The sequence below is a fragment of the Campylobacter sp. genome, assembly GCF_052169515.1.
Taxonomy (GTDB): domain Bacteria; phylum Campylobacterota; class Campylobacteria; order Campylobacterales; family Campylobacteraceae; genus Campylobacter_A.
In genome coordinates this window covers 109,139-125,161 of the sequence record NZ_JBQNCH010000001.1, presented here as the reverse complement: position 1 = coordinate 125,161, position 16,023 = coordinate 109,139, and the positions used below count along the sequence as shown (strand labels likewise).

The following is a 16,023-nucleotide window of genomic DNA, read 5'->3' as shown; positions in this document are numbered from 1 at the left end:
AAATAGATAGGAACGCTATGCGTTCCTATTAATGGGTTAGTTTTTGCGTGTATTCTTAAATTTTATAGCTTGCAAGCTCGTCTAATAAGTCTTGCAAAGTAATCTTTTTTAGTTCACTTTCTAGAGCTTTTTGTGCTTTTAAAAAGTGACCAGTCAAAAGCCCCTCGATCTTGCCACCAAGTGGGCAGGCTTTGGGTGAGTCAGAGTGGATCTTGAAAAGTTTTTCTTTATCATTTACTGCGTTAAAAATTTCAAGCAAATTTATATCTTTTGGCTCTTTCGCAAGACTCACACCACCAACTCCAGCTACAATATTCACGAGTCCTGCAGCCTTTAGAGTGCCAAGCAGACGCCTAACTATGACAGGATTTGTGTTTATACTGCCTGCTATAAATTCGCTTGTGACTTTTTCGTCTTTAAAAAAACAAGCTGCTAAAACTACATGGATCGCGGTTGAAAACTTAATCCCTACTTGCATAATCGTCCTTGAAATTTTTTCTGATTATACTTTAAATTTTTACTAAAAGCAGTTTTAGATTTAACATAGCTGGCTTTTTGTGCCAGCTATGTTAAATCTATAATTTTATACTCTCTCGCCGACTGCCGTAAAGCGTTTTTGTATAAAATTTTTGTTTTTTAGTTCATCTATGATCGCAAGCGCAAGGTCTGCGTAGCTTATATGGCTCTCATTTTTTGAGTTTAAGATGAGATTGTCTCCACCAAGCACGTATTTACCAGTACGAGTACCATTTGCGTCGTAGTCACCTGTTGGGATTACATACATCCAAAGTACGTCCGATTAGTTTTTGGCTCGAAAAACGACTCCGCAGCCGCCCTTGCCACTCCCATATACTCATGTGGGAAGTCAGGCGTATCCATAGCCATCGTACCTTTGTCGTCCACCAGTAGTGTGCCAGCGCCACTAACTATTATGATGAGCCTTGTACTGCTACCACTTAGTAAATTTATAAGATGGATTGCTACCTTTTTATATAAAGGGAAGGTCACATCAGTAAAAGTGCCAAATGCGCTGATAACGGCGTCAAAGCCTACTAGATCCGCCTTTGTAAGCTCAAATATATCTTTATAAAAAACCTTAACACTACTATTTTTATACTCTTTGTTTCTAACGATCGCTGTAATGTCGTAACCTTGGTTTAGGGCCTCGTTTACTAAATTTACGCCGCTCTTGCCGTTTGCGCCTATGATTGCTAATTACATTGTTTATCCTTTGAGATTTTTAAATTTATAGCCAACTTGGCTTTACATCTGTGACTATCACGCCATCGTCCATGGTGTATTGCTCTAGGCTACCTTTTTTGCTCTGTATGCAGATCATTTTTATACCACTTTTGCCAGCTCTAAAACACCTTTTGCCTTCTGGGTCTATGCGTAGTGTGTCACCTTTGCTTACTTTTAGCACTTCACCGTCGATGAAAAGCTCGCCATCACCTTCTAAGATAATGTAAAGCTCCTCGTTTTGTTTGTGTGAGTGGATAAATGGTACGCTCACATTTGCTGGAAGTTCGTTTATAGAAACTTCACAGCCGCTTAAATTTAAAGCTTCTTTTAGCTCGACTCTTGGCTCGTTAGCGATTTTTACAACTTGATAATTTTTCATTTTGTTCTCCTTTTTTGTTGTAATATTTTTATTTACAACTGATGTGTGAAGTATAATATTTTTTAGTTGTAATGTCAAGAGTTACAACTAAATTTTTTCAAATTTTTATAAATTTGGCTAGAATTCTCAAAAATTTTTTAGGAGTAAATTTGTAAAATAGCGCCTTTAAAACGCTAAAGAGCATAGCCACAGAGCACAATAAAAAGCTTATATTGACATTCGCTTTGGTGCTAGCCGAGAACGGACTCTTTCTAGCCTACCCGATATTTGCAGGCTTTGCGATCAATGCAATCATACAAGGCAACACGCTAAACGCCATTGTTTACGCACTTTTTGTGCTTATAGCGTGGCTTATGGGAGCTATCAGGCGCCGCGTGGATACGCAAGTCTTTGCAGGCATCTACGCAAAGCTCGCCGTAAACGTCATCATGAATGAAAAACAAAACGCCAAAGACGACTCCGCTATCATCGCTAGAGTGGCACTTTCACGTGAGTTTGTAAATTTCTTTGAGACGCACTTTCCGATGTTTTTTACCTCGGTTATTTCTATCATCGGCTCAGCATTTATGCTCATCTTTGTCGAGCCAAAGGTGGCTGTGGCGTGTTTTGGAGTGATGGTCTTTTTTCTTATATTTTTGCCAAGATATGTTAAGAAAAATGATGATCTTTATCTTCGCTTAAATGACCGACTAGAAAAAGAGGCAAAAGTTATAGGTGTTTTTAACAAAAGCACTCTAGATAGGCACTACGACATCGTTTCTAAATTTCGCATAGCGATCTCAAACAGGGAAGCGGTGAGCTATTTTATCATCGGTGTTAGTGCTTCGGTACTCTTTTTAGTGGCAATAATGGTACTAAGCTCGCAGCAGACAAACGCCGGCCACATCTACTCCGTGATGACTTACATTTGGAATTTTGTCATCAGCCTTGACGACTCACCAACACTCATCGAGGAATTTTCAAATTTAAAAGACATCGGCAAGAGGATCGACGCCCAAAAAAAGGACAATAATGCACAACAAGAGCGTTCTTAGAAATTCGTTTTTACTTATTTTTACTTTTATGGTGTTTGAGGCTGTTTTTGGCTTTCTCTCAAACTCTCTTGCACTCATCAGTGATGCCTTTCACATGCTCTCAGATGCAGCTGCGCTATTTTTGTCGCTCATGGCGTTTAAAATTTCAGAAAAAAGAGCAAATTTAAAAAAGACCTTCGGCTATAAAAGGGTCGAGATCATCGCTGCTTTTGTGAATGCCTCGGCTCTTATTGCCCTAGGTATTTTTGTGATAATTGAAGCGTTTGTGAGATTTTTTAGCGAGCCGCAGATCGAAGCCGAAACGATGCTTGCTATTAGCATTTTGGGGCTTATTATAAATTTGATCGTAGCTATTTATATGCATAAAAGTAGCGATATAAAAGAGAATTTAAATATAAAAGGAGCTTATCTTCACGTCCTTGGTGATACGCTTGGTTCGGTTGGAGCGATCATTGCAGCACTAGTCATCATGAAATTTGGCCTTACGCAGGCTGATAGTATTGCAAGTATATTTGTTTCGATACTTATCATAAAAAGTGGCTTTGGCTTGCTAAAGGATAGCTTTAATATCCTTATCGAAGCCGTGCCGCTCGATCTTGACACGGATGAAATTTTAGCTATCATAAAAGGCGTGGATGGCGTTAGACAGGTGCATGATCTACATATTTGGGCGATAAGTGCTGGTTCAAATGCACTCATAGCCCATGTGGTGGTGGATGATGTGCTAAGTGTAGGAGAAATTTCAAAGATGATAAAGCGCATCGAGCATGAGCTATCTCATGTTGGCATTGGTCATGTCACTCTACAGTTTGAGAGCAGCAGTCATGGACATAAAGATGAGCTCATCTGCGAGCTAAATGACGAGGAGGATCACTGCGGACATCATCACTAATCTATGCTTTATTAACGACCTTTTTGGTTGCTTCTATCTTTTTGTCAGCCCAAAGCACGACATTTTTTATAACTAGCTTTTCGATAGCTTTTATGAAATTTTCCATAAATTCGTAGTCGATTTTATCATTTAATGTCGGTATAAATATAAATTCATTTTTGACTTTATTCCAACCGGCTTTATTTTCGTATCCAAATTTATACTTAATTGATTTTTGCATTGAAGTAGCAAAAAATAGTAATAACTCTTTATGGGCATTTTTAGTCTTTGGCTTAACTAAATAAGCGTTATATAAAACACCAGTTTCTTGAGGTTGTGCATATACATTGCCCGTTGATACCGCCCCATCATTCACTATGTCGATCGTCATGCTTGCCGACTGAAAATCTCGTTTTCTACCATAATACATAATCCCATTATCGCCATCTTTTGCATTAACTAACGGCAAGTCAAATTCACTGGTTTGTATCTTTGATATATCTCTTACCTTATCAAAATTATTTTTTAAAAATTTCAATTCTAACTTTTCAAATAAATCGCCGATTTTAAATTCCTTTGCTACCCCCCCCCATTTGTCAAATTCGTCAAATTTCTTAATAGCGGATTTTTCGGCATCAGTTAGTTCGTAATTTTTAAGTCCAGTTACCGCGAGATACGCGTCGAGCTCTTCGATAAATTTTTCCATAAAGGAAAAATTTATCTAGCCTCCTAGCGTCGGCAAAAGAATTTTTGTATTATAGAAAAGTCTTTCAAAATCTCTAACTAAACTGCCTTGATAAATTTTTTGATTTTTATTTAAAAGAACTATAAAATATTGAGCTACCTTACTATTAAAATAATCAAATTTTGGATAAATAGTTTTAGTAAACTGCCCTGCGTAAAAATCCTTTTCCATATAAAAAAACTGCATTCCAAGCATTCCAACCGCCAGTGAATTACCTGATATTTTATGCTCCTCATCCAAATAATCGACATAGCCTGCAATACCATTATTTAAAACTGTTCTTGTGAAATATGGATAAACTCCATTCTCGGAAAAATTAAAACTATCTTTATTTAGTTGTGGATTTGACTTCACATTAAATAATTTATCAAGCCTAATTTTTTCAAATTTCCCGCCACTTGCTTTAAATTCTTGCTCTAAATTTGCAATTCGTTGGCTTACAATACTGCTTCTACTGGGACTATCCTTTTTTAAAATTTGCGACACTTCCCAGCTTAGATAGTCGCTTACGCTCTTTTTAAAATCCGCTAGCGTTGGCATAGCATCGATCTTCTTATGCTGATCAAAATTCCAATCAGAGCCACTATTTGTTATCAAGTCCTCGACAAAAATTTCGTCTAATTTCCAAAGCCTCGGATCTACTTTCGCGGCTCTACCAGCTTTATAAATTTTAACTATATCAGCGTATCTTTGCGTAGGTTCGTCTAGCTCCTGCAATGAGCGAGAAGTTCTTTTATAGCCGTCATTTCTAAAGTCTATAAATTTAACCGAGCGTTCGAAGTCGTGCGGTTCGTGTGCTTTAAAAATATAAATACTCGTTTGAACTCCCGCGACTGGCACAAAAAGATCAACTGGCATTTTTATGCTTGCCAGTAAAGTGTGGGATTTTAAAATTTGTTGATTTGATTTCACGGCTTTGCCGCTACCTGCACTATCTTGGATGATTATGGCGCCAAGCCCGCCCTTTGCCATCCTATCAAGTCCATAAGCAATAAAGGGCATACCATTTTCATCAAACGTAAATGGTGGGTTTAGCAAAATTCTATCAGCTTTAAAATTTGAGTAAAGTTCGTCTGGGCGATTAAATGCACTGCCGTGTTCTATTCGTGCTGAACCATCGCCACGCAATATCATATTAGTAGCCGCAAGAGTATACATTTCGGCATTTAGTTCTACGCCTAGAAGCTGATTTCTTTTGATCTCATCTATCTTTTTTAGAGCTTCGCTACTTCCTTTGGCGTAATTTTCGTTAGCGTTTTCTATCATTATCTGCATCGCAGAGATGAGAAAGCCAGCGCTTCCGGTAGCCAAATCCATAATGCGGTTATCTTTGTTTATATCTAGAATTTCAGCCATCATTTTAGTTATATAAGGTGGAGTAAGCACGATACCAAGCTCTTTGCCATCACCTAAAGCATATTTTAAAAACTCGCTATACATTTCACCCATCACGTCGATATGCCCAAAGCTTTCGCCGCCTGAGCCATCTATCTTTTGAAAAATATTTCTATATAAAAACGTGAAAATTTGTTTGGTAGTGCTAGAATTTTCTTTCAATAAATGTGCAACTTCTTTGTCGTTTGGTTTAGTTTCATCTATCTCGTCTCGTTGTGAATTTTTTGAAATTTCATTAAAGGAAGCTAGCATTAAATTTAGCTTTTCGGACGGAATTTTTTTATTTTTTAAAAATGAGCTTATGCGACTAGTTATACGAATACTATCTCGCTCATTATCTAGCTGAGAACCTTTCAAGTCATCAGGTGTTAGTCCGTAGTTCTCTTTTATGTCTTGCATTGAAAGCAGCATCCCAGAGACGTAAAGGACTCGTTGCGGAGCGGTGATATTGTGATTATGCATTAGTTTGTTTAGTTTTTTAGCATAAATTTTAAGAATTTCGCGTGATGTAATTAAAAATCTGTGTTTATCTTCATCAGTTAATTTGGCATCTTTGTAAAAATTTTCAAAACTCTTTTTATTTTCAAGGAAATTTAAAGTTTTATAATTATCCATAAATTTAAACGTAAGTTCGCTACTGCCCCAAACAAAATATACGCAAATTTGTAGGTTTTCTTCACTATCGCCAGCAATACCGATTGCAACAGCTTCATGATATTTGCCACTTGCGATTATTGAACGAGCATAATGAAGTGCACCATTTACAGCATAGCCTGATATGGAATTGTCGTCAAATTTCATCTCGTTTTTATCTTTGTCTTTAGCGATTAATTTTTTCAAACCGAATTTATTTTCTATAATTACGGGAATTTTATAAATTTCCAAGCTAAAATCTGGAACCCCAAAATTTTCTTTAGCTTTTGTTTTAGCTGAACCCTTTAATGCTTCCTTTAAATAGGGTGTCATCGCTTGCTTTTCATTAAAATCACGCGATTTTTTAAGTCCTAAATTTTTAAAAATAGCCTTTACATAGTCATCAACATCGTTTTCATACTGCCACTTCGACATAAGCCCTCTTTTTTGAAAGTTTTAGACGGCATTTTAGCGAAAAATATATGGAAATGATAAAAATATATTTATTAGTGTTTAAATCAACTTTGGGCAAAATAAAAGCCAAAAATTTAACAAAAAAGTAAAAGAGTAAATGAAAAATATTAGAAATTTTAGCATCATCGCTCATATCGACCATGGCAAAAGCACACTAGCTGATCGGCTTATTCAAGAATGTGGAGCTGTTAGCGACCGCGAGATGAGCTCGCAGATCATGGACACGATGGACATAGAAAAAGAGCGTGGCATCACGATAAAAGCTCAGTCTGTTCGCCTAAACTACATGTTAAATGGTGAAAATTTTGTTTTAAATTTGATCGACACTCCAGGTCACGTCGACTTTAGTTACGAGGTGAGCCGCTCTTTGGCTAGTTGCGAGGGTGCACTACTTGTAGTGGACGCTAGTCAGGGCGTGGAGGCACAGACCATTGCAAACGTCTACATCGCACTTGAAAACAACCTAGAGATCATCCCAGTTATAAATAAGATCGACCTGCCAGCGGCCGATCCTGCTAGAGTAAAGGATGAGATCGAGCATATTATAGGACTTGATTGCTCTGGAGCGATCGAGGTGAGTGCAAAAAGTGGTATCGGTATAAAAGAGCTACTTGAAGCAATCATTACGAGAATTCCTGCACCAAATGGCGATGCAAACAAGCCTACAAAAGCACTTATTTATGATAGCTGGTTTGACAATTATCTTGGTGCACTAGCACTCGTTCGTGTATACGACGGCACTATCTCAAAAAACGATGAAATTTTGGTAATGGGAACTGGCAAAAAGCACATCGTGCTTGATCTCATGTATCCAAATCCTATCGCTCCTATCAAGACAAAGAGCATCGCAGCTGGCGAGGTTGGTATCGTCGTGCTTGGGCTAAAAAACGTTAGCGATGTCCAGGTGGGCGATACGATTACACAGGCTAGAAACCCGTTAAAAGAGCCAGTAGGTGGCTTTGAGAGGGCTAAGCCTTTTGTATTTGCCGGACTTTATCCGATTGAAACTGATAAATTTGAAGATCTGCGTGACGCACTTGATAAGCTAAAGCTAAATGACAGCTCTATAAGCTACGAGCCAGAGACCTCGGTCGCGCTTGGATTTGGTTTTAGAGTGGGCTTTTTGGGTCTGCTTCATATGGAGGTCGTTAAAGAGAGGCTGGAGCGTGAATTTGACCTAGATCTCATCGCCACAGCACCAACTGTAACGTACGAAGTAATGCAAACAGATGGTATAAATTTAAAAATTCAAAACCCAAGCCAGTTGCCACCTGTAAATAAAATAGACTCTATCCTTGAGCCATACGTGAAGGCTACTATCATCACGCCAAGCGAATTTTTGGGTAATATCATCACACTTTTAAACAACCGCCGTGGTATCCAGACAAAGATGGACTACATCACGCCAGAGCGCGTGCTGCTTGAGTATGACATACCTATGAACGAGATTGTTATGGACTTTTATGACAAGCTAAAATCAAGCACAAAAGGTTATGCGAGTTTTGACTATGAGCCGAGCGACTACCGCGTAGGTGATCTAGTGAAGCTTGATGTTAAAGTAGCAGGTGAAACAGTCGATGCACTCTCTATCATCGTGCCAGAAAGCAAGGCACAAACAAAGGGTAGAGACTTTGTAAAGGCGATGAAAGAGATAGTGCCACGCCAGCTTTTTGAAGTGGCGATACAAGCGAGCATCGGCAACAAAATCATTGCTAGAGAAACTGTAAAATCAATGGGCAAAAACGTCACAGCTAAGTGCTACGGCGGCGATATCACGCGTAAGAGAAAGTTGCTTGAAAAGCAAAAAGAGGGTAAGAAGCGTATGAAGGCCATTGGTAAGGTGAATTTGCCGCAGGAGGCGTTTCTCTCTGTCTTAAAAATAGACTAACGGCTTATCTTTTGTGCTCTTTTGAAAGAGTTAGTAAAATTTTGGCTTGATGGACTATCTGTTCTATCTGCACCAAAATTTCACGTCACAGCTTTCAAAATCATCACAAAATATTTCGCCTTGTTTCGAGGTGGCGATATTGCCGCAGCAAGTATCTTATTTTGGTGGATAGGTTTTGATTAAAATTTAAATGCTAAATTTGTAAAAAGGAGCACTATGCCATTTGTGAAAATTTGTGTGACAAAAGAGGGCGATAGTCCGAGTGTAGAGCAAAAAGAGAAGATGATAAGCGGAGTCACTAAACTAATAAGCGAAATTTTAGGAAGAAATGCTCAAAATACTGTTGTTATCATCGACGAGATAGACACTAATAATTACGGCATAGCAGGAGAGAGTGTGAAAAATCTTCGTAAAAAACAAAACGAGCAAAAGGAAGTGAAATGCTAAGAACGACACTACTAGCGATATTTGCGGCTATTTTTTTAACAGGATGTATGGCAAAAGCCAGCCTTTGCCTCTCATGTGAAGGTATAGACGGCATGCAAAGTGCGAGCATAAATAGTCAAGACAAAATGTACTTTGAGGAAGTTTTGCGTATCCCAGCTGACTGCAGTGCATGCAAGGGCAGAGGAGATGGTCTTTTTATAAATGGTGTTAAATACAAAAGTGATGTAGCGATAAACTGCTGCTTGGAAAAAAATATGATCGATACCAATGTTGGATTAAAAAAGGTCTATTTTCATAGGATCGTCGATGCTAGAAGTAGTGCAAGATCAATATATTACACAGGCGTTGAAGGAAACAGTGCAGTTTTTAACTCAAACCCACGTCTTGAAGTGCTTTTTTACATGTTTTTGCAGCGTGAGTTAAATTCTCGTGGTATCGTTGTTGTTGATACACAAACATCACCTTATACATATAGGCTTGATTTTAGATTTGACGAGCTCAGAGGAAGTTACTCAGGAGCTTCAGAAATTTTAAATGGTCATCTAAATGGCCTTCTTGTGCTTTCAAATATAAATTTCAAAAAAACTTTACCTATCTCGACTAGGCACCATGTAGAGAAGCTTGAGGCTTCAAAATCTGAGCAGTTTGACTTTTTTATTGCACTTTTAGTTAAGCAAGCCGCAATAAAAGTAGCCGATGAGATCACTAAACTTTAAAAGGAAAAACGATGAATAAATTTAAATTTTTAGCTATTTTTGGACTTTTTGTTTTGCTTTTAACCGGTTGTGCACCAAGTCAAAGCGTTGTCGCATTTGATCCGTATAAGGCTGCTGCGAGCCAACAAAATAGCGGCTTTGAAGCTTATATAAGCGCAGTGCATGACAACCGCAAAAACAAAAGTACCATTGCTACGATCACTGATGGCAAAGGAACTGTAAAAGAATATGTTGTGCTTCAAAACGATCTTGCTGCTTATTTTAGCGATTCGCTCAAAAAAGAGCTTATGGCGCGCGGTGCAAATGTGAATGGCATGGGTGGAGTTGTTGTTGAAATTTTTATCAACGAGTTTGAAGCAAATATGAGCGGATATGGTACTGATAATACAAAAGGTAATATTAAGATTACACTTAAGATCCAAAAAGGCGATCAAAGTATCGTTAAAAATATTTCAAATAATCAAACCAAATTTGAGTTGATTCGTACAGGCAGAGCATTTAAGCCATTTTTAACTGATATTATAAACGATGCAGTCAAACGCACAGCAATTGCTATTTTAAATAGCTAATGTTTTGTGCATTTTGCAAGAGCTTTACGCTAAATACATTTTGTAAAATTTGCTCACAAATTTTAAGCGAACCAAGCCCGATAGTAAGAGAACTAGAGGGCTTTAAAATTTATAGCTTTTACGGCTACTCTGAAATAAAAGAACTCATCCACTCCAAGCACCAAATGCATGGATATTTTATATATAAAAATTTAGCCAAATTTGCATTTAAGAAATTTGCTAAAAGCTTTAGCTTTCCGAAGCAAATTTACGCCTTACCGATAGATGATAGAGTTCATTTTGGCTACTCGCACACAGCCATTTTGGCAAATGCACTAAGGGCTAAAAATCTAAAGCCTATATTTCACGCACTGCATGCAACCAGCAAGACCAGCTATAGTGGCAGGGATTTACAATTTAGACAAAATAACCCAAGAAATTTTAAAATCCTAAAAAAGATCACTACTCCAGTTATTTTAGTAGATGATATCGTAACTACTGGCACTACGATACTTGAGGCTAGAAATACTCTAGAAAAAGCTGGCGTAAAAGTACTTTTTGCCTTGGTTTTGGCTGATGCTAAACATTAAATTTTAATTTTTTCTCAAGTCTCTTTGGGCAGAAATTTACATACCTCCAGTAGTAATCTATTTCGTTAGCAGTAGGAGCATGCAAAAGTGATAAATTTATAGATAAAGCATAGTGCCAAGGCGAATCATATTTGAGCCGCATTTTATCGCTAGCTCGAAGTCACTACTCATGCCCATCGAGCAGATAGTTGCACCTTTTGGCTTTAGGCTCTCGTAAATTTTATAAGTTAGCTCAAAGCTCTTTTGAATCTCTTTTGGCTCATCCACATGCGCTCCGATACTCATCACGCCTCTTAGATTAATATTTTTGCACTCGCTTTGGATGCGCTCGTAAATTTCTAGCGCATTTGCTACGCTTACACCTTGCTTTGTATCTTCATTAGCCGAGTTTATTTGAAGCAATGTATCGAGCTTATAGCTGAGCCTTTTATCGACCTCTACTGCCCTTTCAAAGCTATCGCAGCTTTGCCAAAGTGTGGGCTTTAGACTTATCATTTGATTTATTTTGTTATTTTGCAAGCGGCCGATCATATGCCATTTTATATCAGTAAAATTTTGCAGTTCTAGCTCTTTTTTGGCTAGCTCTTGGACTCTGTTTTCGCCAAAATTTCTCTGTCCTTGTGCGTAAAGCTCTCTTACTTCAGCGCTTGTGACATTTTTGCTAACGGCGATTAGCGTCACGTCTTTGCCTAAATTTTCGATCTTTTCTAATAGCTCGTTTAAAACTATCATCATAAACCTCCGCTTAATCTCATAATGTCATTAAAAGTTGCAAGTACCATTATGCCAAGCAGCAGTGCCCAGCCGCAGTAGGTGAGCATGATGAGCACTCGCTCATTTACCTCGCGTCTAAAAATCAGCTCATATAGGTTAAAAAGTATGTGGCCGCCATCAAGTGCTGGGATAGGGAATAAATTTAAAACACCTAAATTTACTGAGATTAAAGCGACGATCGTCAAAAGCACGCCAAGACTTATTTTTGCGGCTTTTGAAGTGACATCAGCGATCTGCACGATGCCTCCCACCTCTTTTAGTGGTACGGCTCCACTTACTAGTTTGGTAAAGCTTTTAAAGATAAGCTTTGAGGCTTCGAGTGTCTCGTCATAAGCAAATTTTAGACTATTTAGGCCTGTATGATAAATTTTTACTACTTCGCCATTTGGAGAGATCCCGATCAATGGACGCTGCACCTTTTCATTAAATAGATTTACCGTCTCGCCTATCTTTGGTGTTAAATTTATGCTTAAAATTGAGCCGTTTCTATCTATCAAAATGGTGCTAGGCTCAAGTTTTACATTTTTACTGATCTCATCCCACTCGTTTATTTTTACGCCATTTATCTCTAAAATTTTATCATTCTTAGCTAGACCAGCATTCGCAGCTGCCGAGCCATCCGCTATATGACCGACGCTTGGTGCAAGCCTCTCAACGCCGATAAATCCAAGCAAAATGTAGATAAAAAAGGCCAAGATAAAGTTGAAAAACGGTCCTGCAAAAAGGATGTAAATTCGCTTTAGTGGACTTAGCACATTGTAGCTATCGGCATCGTAGTTTTTGGCCTTTGGGTCGGTGTCGTCTTGACCTTTTAGTTGTACGTATCCACCAAGTGGGATCGCGCTTAGACAGTAGTCGGTGCCGCCAACATTTTTGGTGTAAATTTTCTCGCCAAATCCGATACTAAAGGTGTTTACCTTTACGCCAAGCATTCTTGCTGCCAAAAAGTGTCCAAGCTCGTGAAAAAATATGAGAAAACTAATGGCTAAAACAGTCACTAAAAAATAAAACGAATACGCATAAAGCCCAAGGCAAAGCAGGGCCAGCGTGAAAAAAATGCCTTTCAAAACTTACCTTTTTTTGAAAAAATTGATGAGATTTTAGCCAAAGTTTATAAATTTACTCTCAAATGGTTTTTAGCTAAAAATTTCCCTTAGCCAAGATGTGACTTTACCTTTATTTAGACCTTTGCTTGCGCTTATATTGGTCATGTCTTTGTTGTCTATGTCAAAATTTATATGAAAATAAGACTTCACTTGGGTGATAAATGGCTTTAGATTTAAAATATCAGGGCGGAGCAAAGCATCACTTGGCAACTCTTGCAAAAAGCTCATACCGTCATCGTTAAAATTTATTCTAGCCCTTGGCACAGCGTCGTTTCTAAGCTCTATCTCAAATGTATGGTCATTTATAAAAGGGGCAAAAAGGCGAATTTCTAAGTGAAATTTACCGGCTAGCTCATCATCGCTTAGTCCTTGATTGCTAAACCAGTAGCCAAAATTTACAGCATTTAGTGAGATATTAAAATCATAAGGATCAGCAGGGCTTACGCCTATACTGCGCAAAAGCTCATATATAGGCAGTTTTGCTTGCAAGCCACCATAATAGTCATAAAGCTTGGCAAGTAGCGGATGTGTGCGGCCAGCCTTCTCTTGCAAGCGTAAAATTTCAAAGATGTATCTGTGTGCAAACGAGCGGTGCGATACCGAGCGAGTAGCTTGCATATTTAGATAGTCTAAAATGTCAAGGCTTTTTGAAAAGCTCATCGCACTCCAAATGCCACGCAAAGTCTCTACGTCGTTATCAAACGTATCAAATTTATCCGCATGGGTTTTGTCGTATTCTAAAGCGCAGCTTAATAAAAATTCATTTAGCTCAGGGCTGATTACAGCGCCAATTTTTTCTAAATTTTTAGCATCGTGATAAAAATTTGTGTTGATGATCTTTTGATTTAGTTTTTTAGCTTGTTTTTGCAGTGCTGGCTCTAATTTTGCAGTGCGTTCTAAAATGATCTCTTTTAATTCGTAGCTCAAATTTAGCTCTTTTTCATCGCTTTTATGTAGGCAAAAATGTACTCAAATCCAGAATAAAGCGTAAGCGCAACAGCTATCCAGAGCAAAAGCTCTCCACAAGGCCAGCTCATCAGTAAAAATCCAACCGCAAACATCTGCGAGACGGTTTTTACTTTGCCAGCCATCGAAGCTGCGACCTCGACGCCATCACTTGCCATCACGACACGAAAGCCGGTTATAAAAAATTCTCTTACTAAGATAAGATAGACAGCCCAAGCACTAGCCCTTCCAAGCATCATAAGGCCTAAAAATGCAGCAAGAATTAGCATCTTGTCTGCCAGTGGATCAAGGATCGCCCCAAGCTTTGTCTTTTGATCCCAGCTTCTTGCGATGTAACCGTCAAAAAAGTCAGTTACCGAGGCGATAACAAAAATAAGAGCTGCGAAGTAGTTTATCCAGCTCATGTGAATTTGCGTAAAAATTCCTGGCGCATTTACGAGCATAAAAAACATAAGCGGAGCCAACAGTATCCTAAAAAACGCTAAAGAATTTGGTAAATTTAAACTCACAAATATGCCTTTATGCTTAGAAATTTCACTCTCATTTAAAAGTCGTGCCACCATCTATTATAAATGTGTGCCCAGTCACCCAGCTAGCTTTTGGTGAACACAAAAATAGACATGCTCCGGCTAGATCGGTCGGCTGTCCCATGCGGTTTAGTGGGCTAAGTTTTGCTGTCATATCGCGCACCTCTTCGTAGTTGGTAAAGGCTCTTAGTGCGTCTGTCTCGATAGGGCCGCCACTTACGACGTTTACACGGATATTTTTCTCGCCAAGCTCGGTCGCAGCATATCTTGCCATCGCCTCAACGGCTGCTTTTGCTGTGCCGTGGCCTGCATAGTTTTCGATATAGACTAAATTTCCAGTAGAACTTAGGCTGATGATGCTACCACCACCCACTTTTTCCATGCGTTTTGCAGCTTCTTGAGTGCCTACGACAAAGGCATTTACTGTTGCTGTAAAGATATTGTTTATACCTCTTGGTTTTAGCTTCATAAATTTAGTGTATCCACCAGCTACCGCACGACCTGAAATGATCGCGTTTGAGATAAAAAAATCAATCCTATCAAAGTCCTCGTCTATCTTTAAAAATAGCTCTTTATAAGTTTCTGGTTCAAGGATATTTAGCGCATAGGCTCTGGCTTTTATCTTAAAATTTGCCTCAAGCTCTCTTGCTTGCTCATTTGCAAGTTCTTCGTTTGAGTTATAGGTAAATGCTATGTTTACGCCAGCTTTTGCAAATTCTTCAACTATGGCTCTACCAATACCTCTAGTGCCGCCACTGATAACTAGCGTTTTACCTTTAAATTCGTTTAGTGTGTCCTTCATTAAAATCCCTTTATTTCATAATTTTTTATTACTTCTTCGATTTTTTTAAAATTTTCTTTACTTGGTTTACAAAGTGGCAAGCGATACTCTAAAGAGTCGATGAGTCCAGCTAGATACATCGCCGCTTTGATCGGTATCGGATTGCTTTCGCAAAAGAGTGTTTTATTTATCGTGTATAGATTGTCGTTTATTAGTTTTGCTTTTTTGTACTCTTCGTTCATTGCAAGGTGCGTTAGCTGAGAAATTTGATCTGGTAATAGGTTTGCAGTGACTGAGATGACTCCCTTACCGCCGTTTGAGAGGATAGGGTAGTTGATTGCATCTTCGCCGCTGATGACTACTAAATTTGGCTCGTGAGCCAGTAGATCGACGCATCTATCGATACTGCCTGTAGCCTCTTTGATACCATAGATATTTTTGCACTCTTTAAAAAGTCTAAAAACGGTCGCTGGCAAGATATCCACGCCAACTCTGCCAGGGACATTATAAAGAAGTACAGGAATTTCAATGCTATTTGCAATGGCTTTATAATGCTCATAAAGTCCTTCTTGTGTTGGTTTGTTGTAATAAGGCGCAACTGAGAGGATGCCATCAGCTCCATGAGCTTGGGCAAATTTAGCGATACCAATAGCCTCGTGAGTGGCGTTGCTACCAGCACCAGCAAGCACTTTAACGTCTGTGCCCTTACATGCATCAACGGCTATTTCTATACAAATTCTATGCTCATCATGAGTTAGAGTTGCGCTCTCGCCAGTGGTTCCTACTGGTACGACTACATCGATGCCATGTTTTATCTGTCTTTTTATCAGTTTCTCAAAGCCAGCTTCGTCTAATTTTTGATTTTTAAATGGCGTAATGAGTGCCGTCATCGCACCTTGAAGCGAAT

The 16,023-nt window shown here is 38.7% G+C and carries 19 protein-coding genes and 1 pseudogene; 8 read left to right on the top strand and 12 right to left on the bottom strand.

What is annotated here, in order from left to right:
• Positions 1–55: 55 nt before the first annotated feature.
• From ACTTKV_RS00585 to ACTTKV_RS00570, 4 genes are all read right to left on the bottom strand, one after another.
• Positions 56–478 (bottom strand): Rrf2 family transcriptional regulator, encoded by a 423-nt coding sequence (locus ACTTKV_RS00585; protein ID WP_442548741.1) that lies wholly within the window; start codon positions 476–478, stop codon positions 56–58.
• 105 nt (positions 479–583) lie between these two features.
• Positions 584–784 carry a hypothetical protein gene (locus ACTTKV_RS00580; protein WP_442548740.1) on the bottom strand — a complete coding sequence of 67 codons (201 nt, stop codon included), beginning with the start codon at positions 782–784 and terminating at the stop codon, positions 584–586.
• A complete protein-coding gene (locus ACTTKV_RS00575; RefSeq protein WP_442548748.1) occupies positions 775–1,143 on the bottom strand; it encodes a hypothetical protein in 369 nt (122 codons plus the stop codon). The genes ACTTKV_RS00580 and ACTTKV_RS00575 overlap by 10 nt, the downstream gene beginning before the upstream one ends.
• Before the next feature lie 103 nt (positions 1,144–1,246).
• Positions 1,247–1,621, bottom strand: a complete 375-nt coding sequence (locus ACTTKV_RS00570; protein WP_442548739.1) for a cupin domain-containing protein — start codon at positions 1,619–1,621, stop codon at positions 1,247–1,249.
• Positions 1,622–1,803: 182 nt separating this feature from the next.
• Here ACTTKV_RS00570 and ACTTKV_RS00565 point away from each other — a divergent pair, with 182 nt between their 5' ends.
• Positions 1,804–2,655, top strand: coding sequence for an ABC transporter six-transmembrane domain-containing protein (locus ACTTKV_RS00565; protein WP_442548747.1), 852 nt, complete (start codon positions 1,804–1,806; stop codon positions 2,653–2,655).
• The gene (locus tag ACTTKV_RS00560) at positions 2,633–3,547 is read left to right on the top strand and encodes a cation diffusion facilitator family transporter (RefSeq protein ID WP_442548738.1); all 915 of its coding nucleotides are present in this window, start codon (positions 2,633–2,635) and stop codon (positions 3,545–3,547) included. Before ACTTKV_RS00565 ends, ACTTKV_RS00560 begins: the two co-directional genes overlap by 23 nt.
• 1 nt (position 3,548) lies before the next feature.
• Here ACTTKV_RS00560 and ACTTKV_RS00555 read toward each other — a convergent pair whose 3' ends face one another.
• Positions 3,549–4,232 carry a restriction endonuclease subunit S gene (locus tag ACTTKV_RS00555; RefSeq protein WP_442548737.1) on the bottom strand — a complete coding sequence of 228 codons (684 nt, stop codon included), beginning with the start codon at positions 4,230–4,232 and terminating at the stop codon, positions 3,549–3,551.
• An 18-nt stretch (positions 4,233–4,250) separates the two neighbouring features.
• A pseudogene (locus tag ACTTKV_RS00550) lies at positions 4,251–6,734 on the bottom strand (N-6 DNA methylase); the annotation flags it as partial.
• Between the two features lie 136 nt (positions 6,735–6,870).
• Between ACTTKV_RS00550 and lepA the strand changes: the two are divergent.
• From lepA to ACTTKV_RS00520, 6 genes are read left to right on the top strand one after another with little or no spacing between them, the layout of a single operon-like run.
• A complete protein-coding gene (gene lepA, locus ACTTKV_RS00545; protein ID WP_442548736.1) occupies positions 6,871–8,661 on the top strand; it encodes a translation elongation factor 4 in 1,791 nt (596 codons plus the stop codon).
• Positions 8,662–8,682: 21 nt separating this feature from the next.
• A complete protein-coding gene (locus ACTTKV_RS00540) occupies positions 8,683–8,844 on the top strand; it encodes a hypothetical protein (RefSeq protein ID WP_442548735.1) in 162 nt (53 codons plus the stop codon).
• 33 nt (positions 8,845–8,877) lie between these two features.
• The gene (locus ACTTKV_RS00535) at positions 8,878–9,108 is read left to right on the top strand and encodes a 2-hydroxymuconate tautomerase family protein (RefSeq protein ID WP_087585995.1); all 231 of its coding nucleotides are present in this window, start codon (positions 8,878–8,880) and stop codon (positions 9,106–9,108) included.
• Positions 9,102–9,824: a hypothetical protein gene (locus ACTTKV_RS00530; RefSeq protein WP_442548734.1), complete on the top strand. Its 723-nt coding sequence runs from the start codon at positions 9,102–9,104 to the stop codon at positions 9,822–9,824. Before ACTTKV_RS00535 ends, ACTTKV_RS00530 begins: the two co-directional genes overlap by 7 nt.
• Before the next feature lie 11 nt (positions 9,825–9,835).
• Positions 9,836–10,393, top strand: coding sequence for a YajG family lipoprotein (locus ACTTKV_RS00525; RefSeq protein ID WP_442548733.1), 558 nt, complete (start codon positions 9,836–9,838; stop codon positions 10,391–10,393).
• Positions 10,393–10,962, top strand: coding sequence for a phosphoribosyltransferase family protein (locus ACTTKV_RS00520; RefSeq protein WP_442548732.1), 570 nt, complete (start codon positions 10,393–10,395; stop codon positions 10,960–10,962). Before ACTTKV_RS00525 ends, ACTTKV_RS00520 begins: the two co-directional genes overlap by 1 nt.
• 96 nt (positions 10,963–11,058) lie before the next feature.
• Here the strand turns inward: ACTTKV_RS00520 and ACTTKV_RS00515 are convergent, their stop codons facing one another.
• From ACTTKV_RS00515 to dapA, 6 genes are all read right to left on the bottom strand, one after another.
• Positions 11,059–11,697: a YggS family pyridoxal phosphate-dependent enzyme gene (locus ACTTKV_RS00515; RefSeq protein ID WP_442548731.1), complete on the bottom strand. Its 639-nt coding sequence runs from the start codon at positions 11,695–11,697 to the stop codon at positions 11,059–11,061.
• Positions 11,694–12,803, bottom strand: coding sequence for an RIP metalloprotease RseP (gene rseP / locus ACTTKV_RS00510; protein WP_442548730.1), 1,110 nt, complete (start codon positions 12,801–12,803; stop codon positions 11,694–11,696). Before rseP ends, ACTTKV_RS00515 begins: the two co-directional genes overlap by 4 nt.
• Before the next feature lie 69 nt (positions 12,804–12,872).
• Positions 12,873–13,769 (bottom strand): hypothetical protein, encoded by an 897-nt coding sequence (locus ACTTKV_RS00505; protein WP_442548729.1) that lies wholly within the window; start codon positions 13,767–13,769, stop codon positions 12,873–12,875.
• A gap of 2 nt (positions 13,770–13,771) precedes the next feature.
• Positions 13,772–14,371: a CDP-diacylglycerol--glycerol-3-phosphate 3-phosphatidyltransferase gene (gene pgsA / locus ACTTKV_RS00500; protein WP_442548728.1), complete on the bottom strand. Its 600-nt coding sequence runs from the start codon at positions 14,369–14,371 to the stop codon at positions 13,772–13,774.
• On the bottom strand, positions 14,349–15,137 hold the full coding sequence (locus ACTTKV_RS00495; RefSeq protein ID WP_442548727.1) for an enoyl-ACP reductase: 789 nt from the start codon (positions 15,135–15,137) through the stop codon (positions 14,349–14,351). Before ACTTKV_RS00495 ends, pgsA begins: the two co-directional genes overlap by 23 nt.
• Entirely contained in the window at positions 15,137–16,006 is an 870-nt protein-coding gene (gene dapA, locus ACTTKV_RS00490) for a 4-hydroxy-tetrahydrodipicolinate synthase (RefSeq protein WP_442548746.1), read from the bottom strand. Before dapA ends, ACTTKV_RS00495 begins: the two co-directional genes overlap by 1 nt.
• Positions 16,007–16,023: the final 17 nt, after the last annotated feature.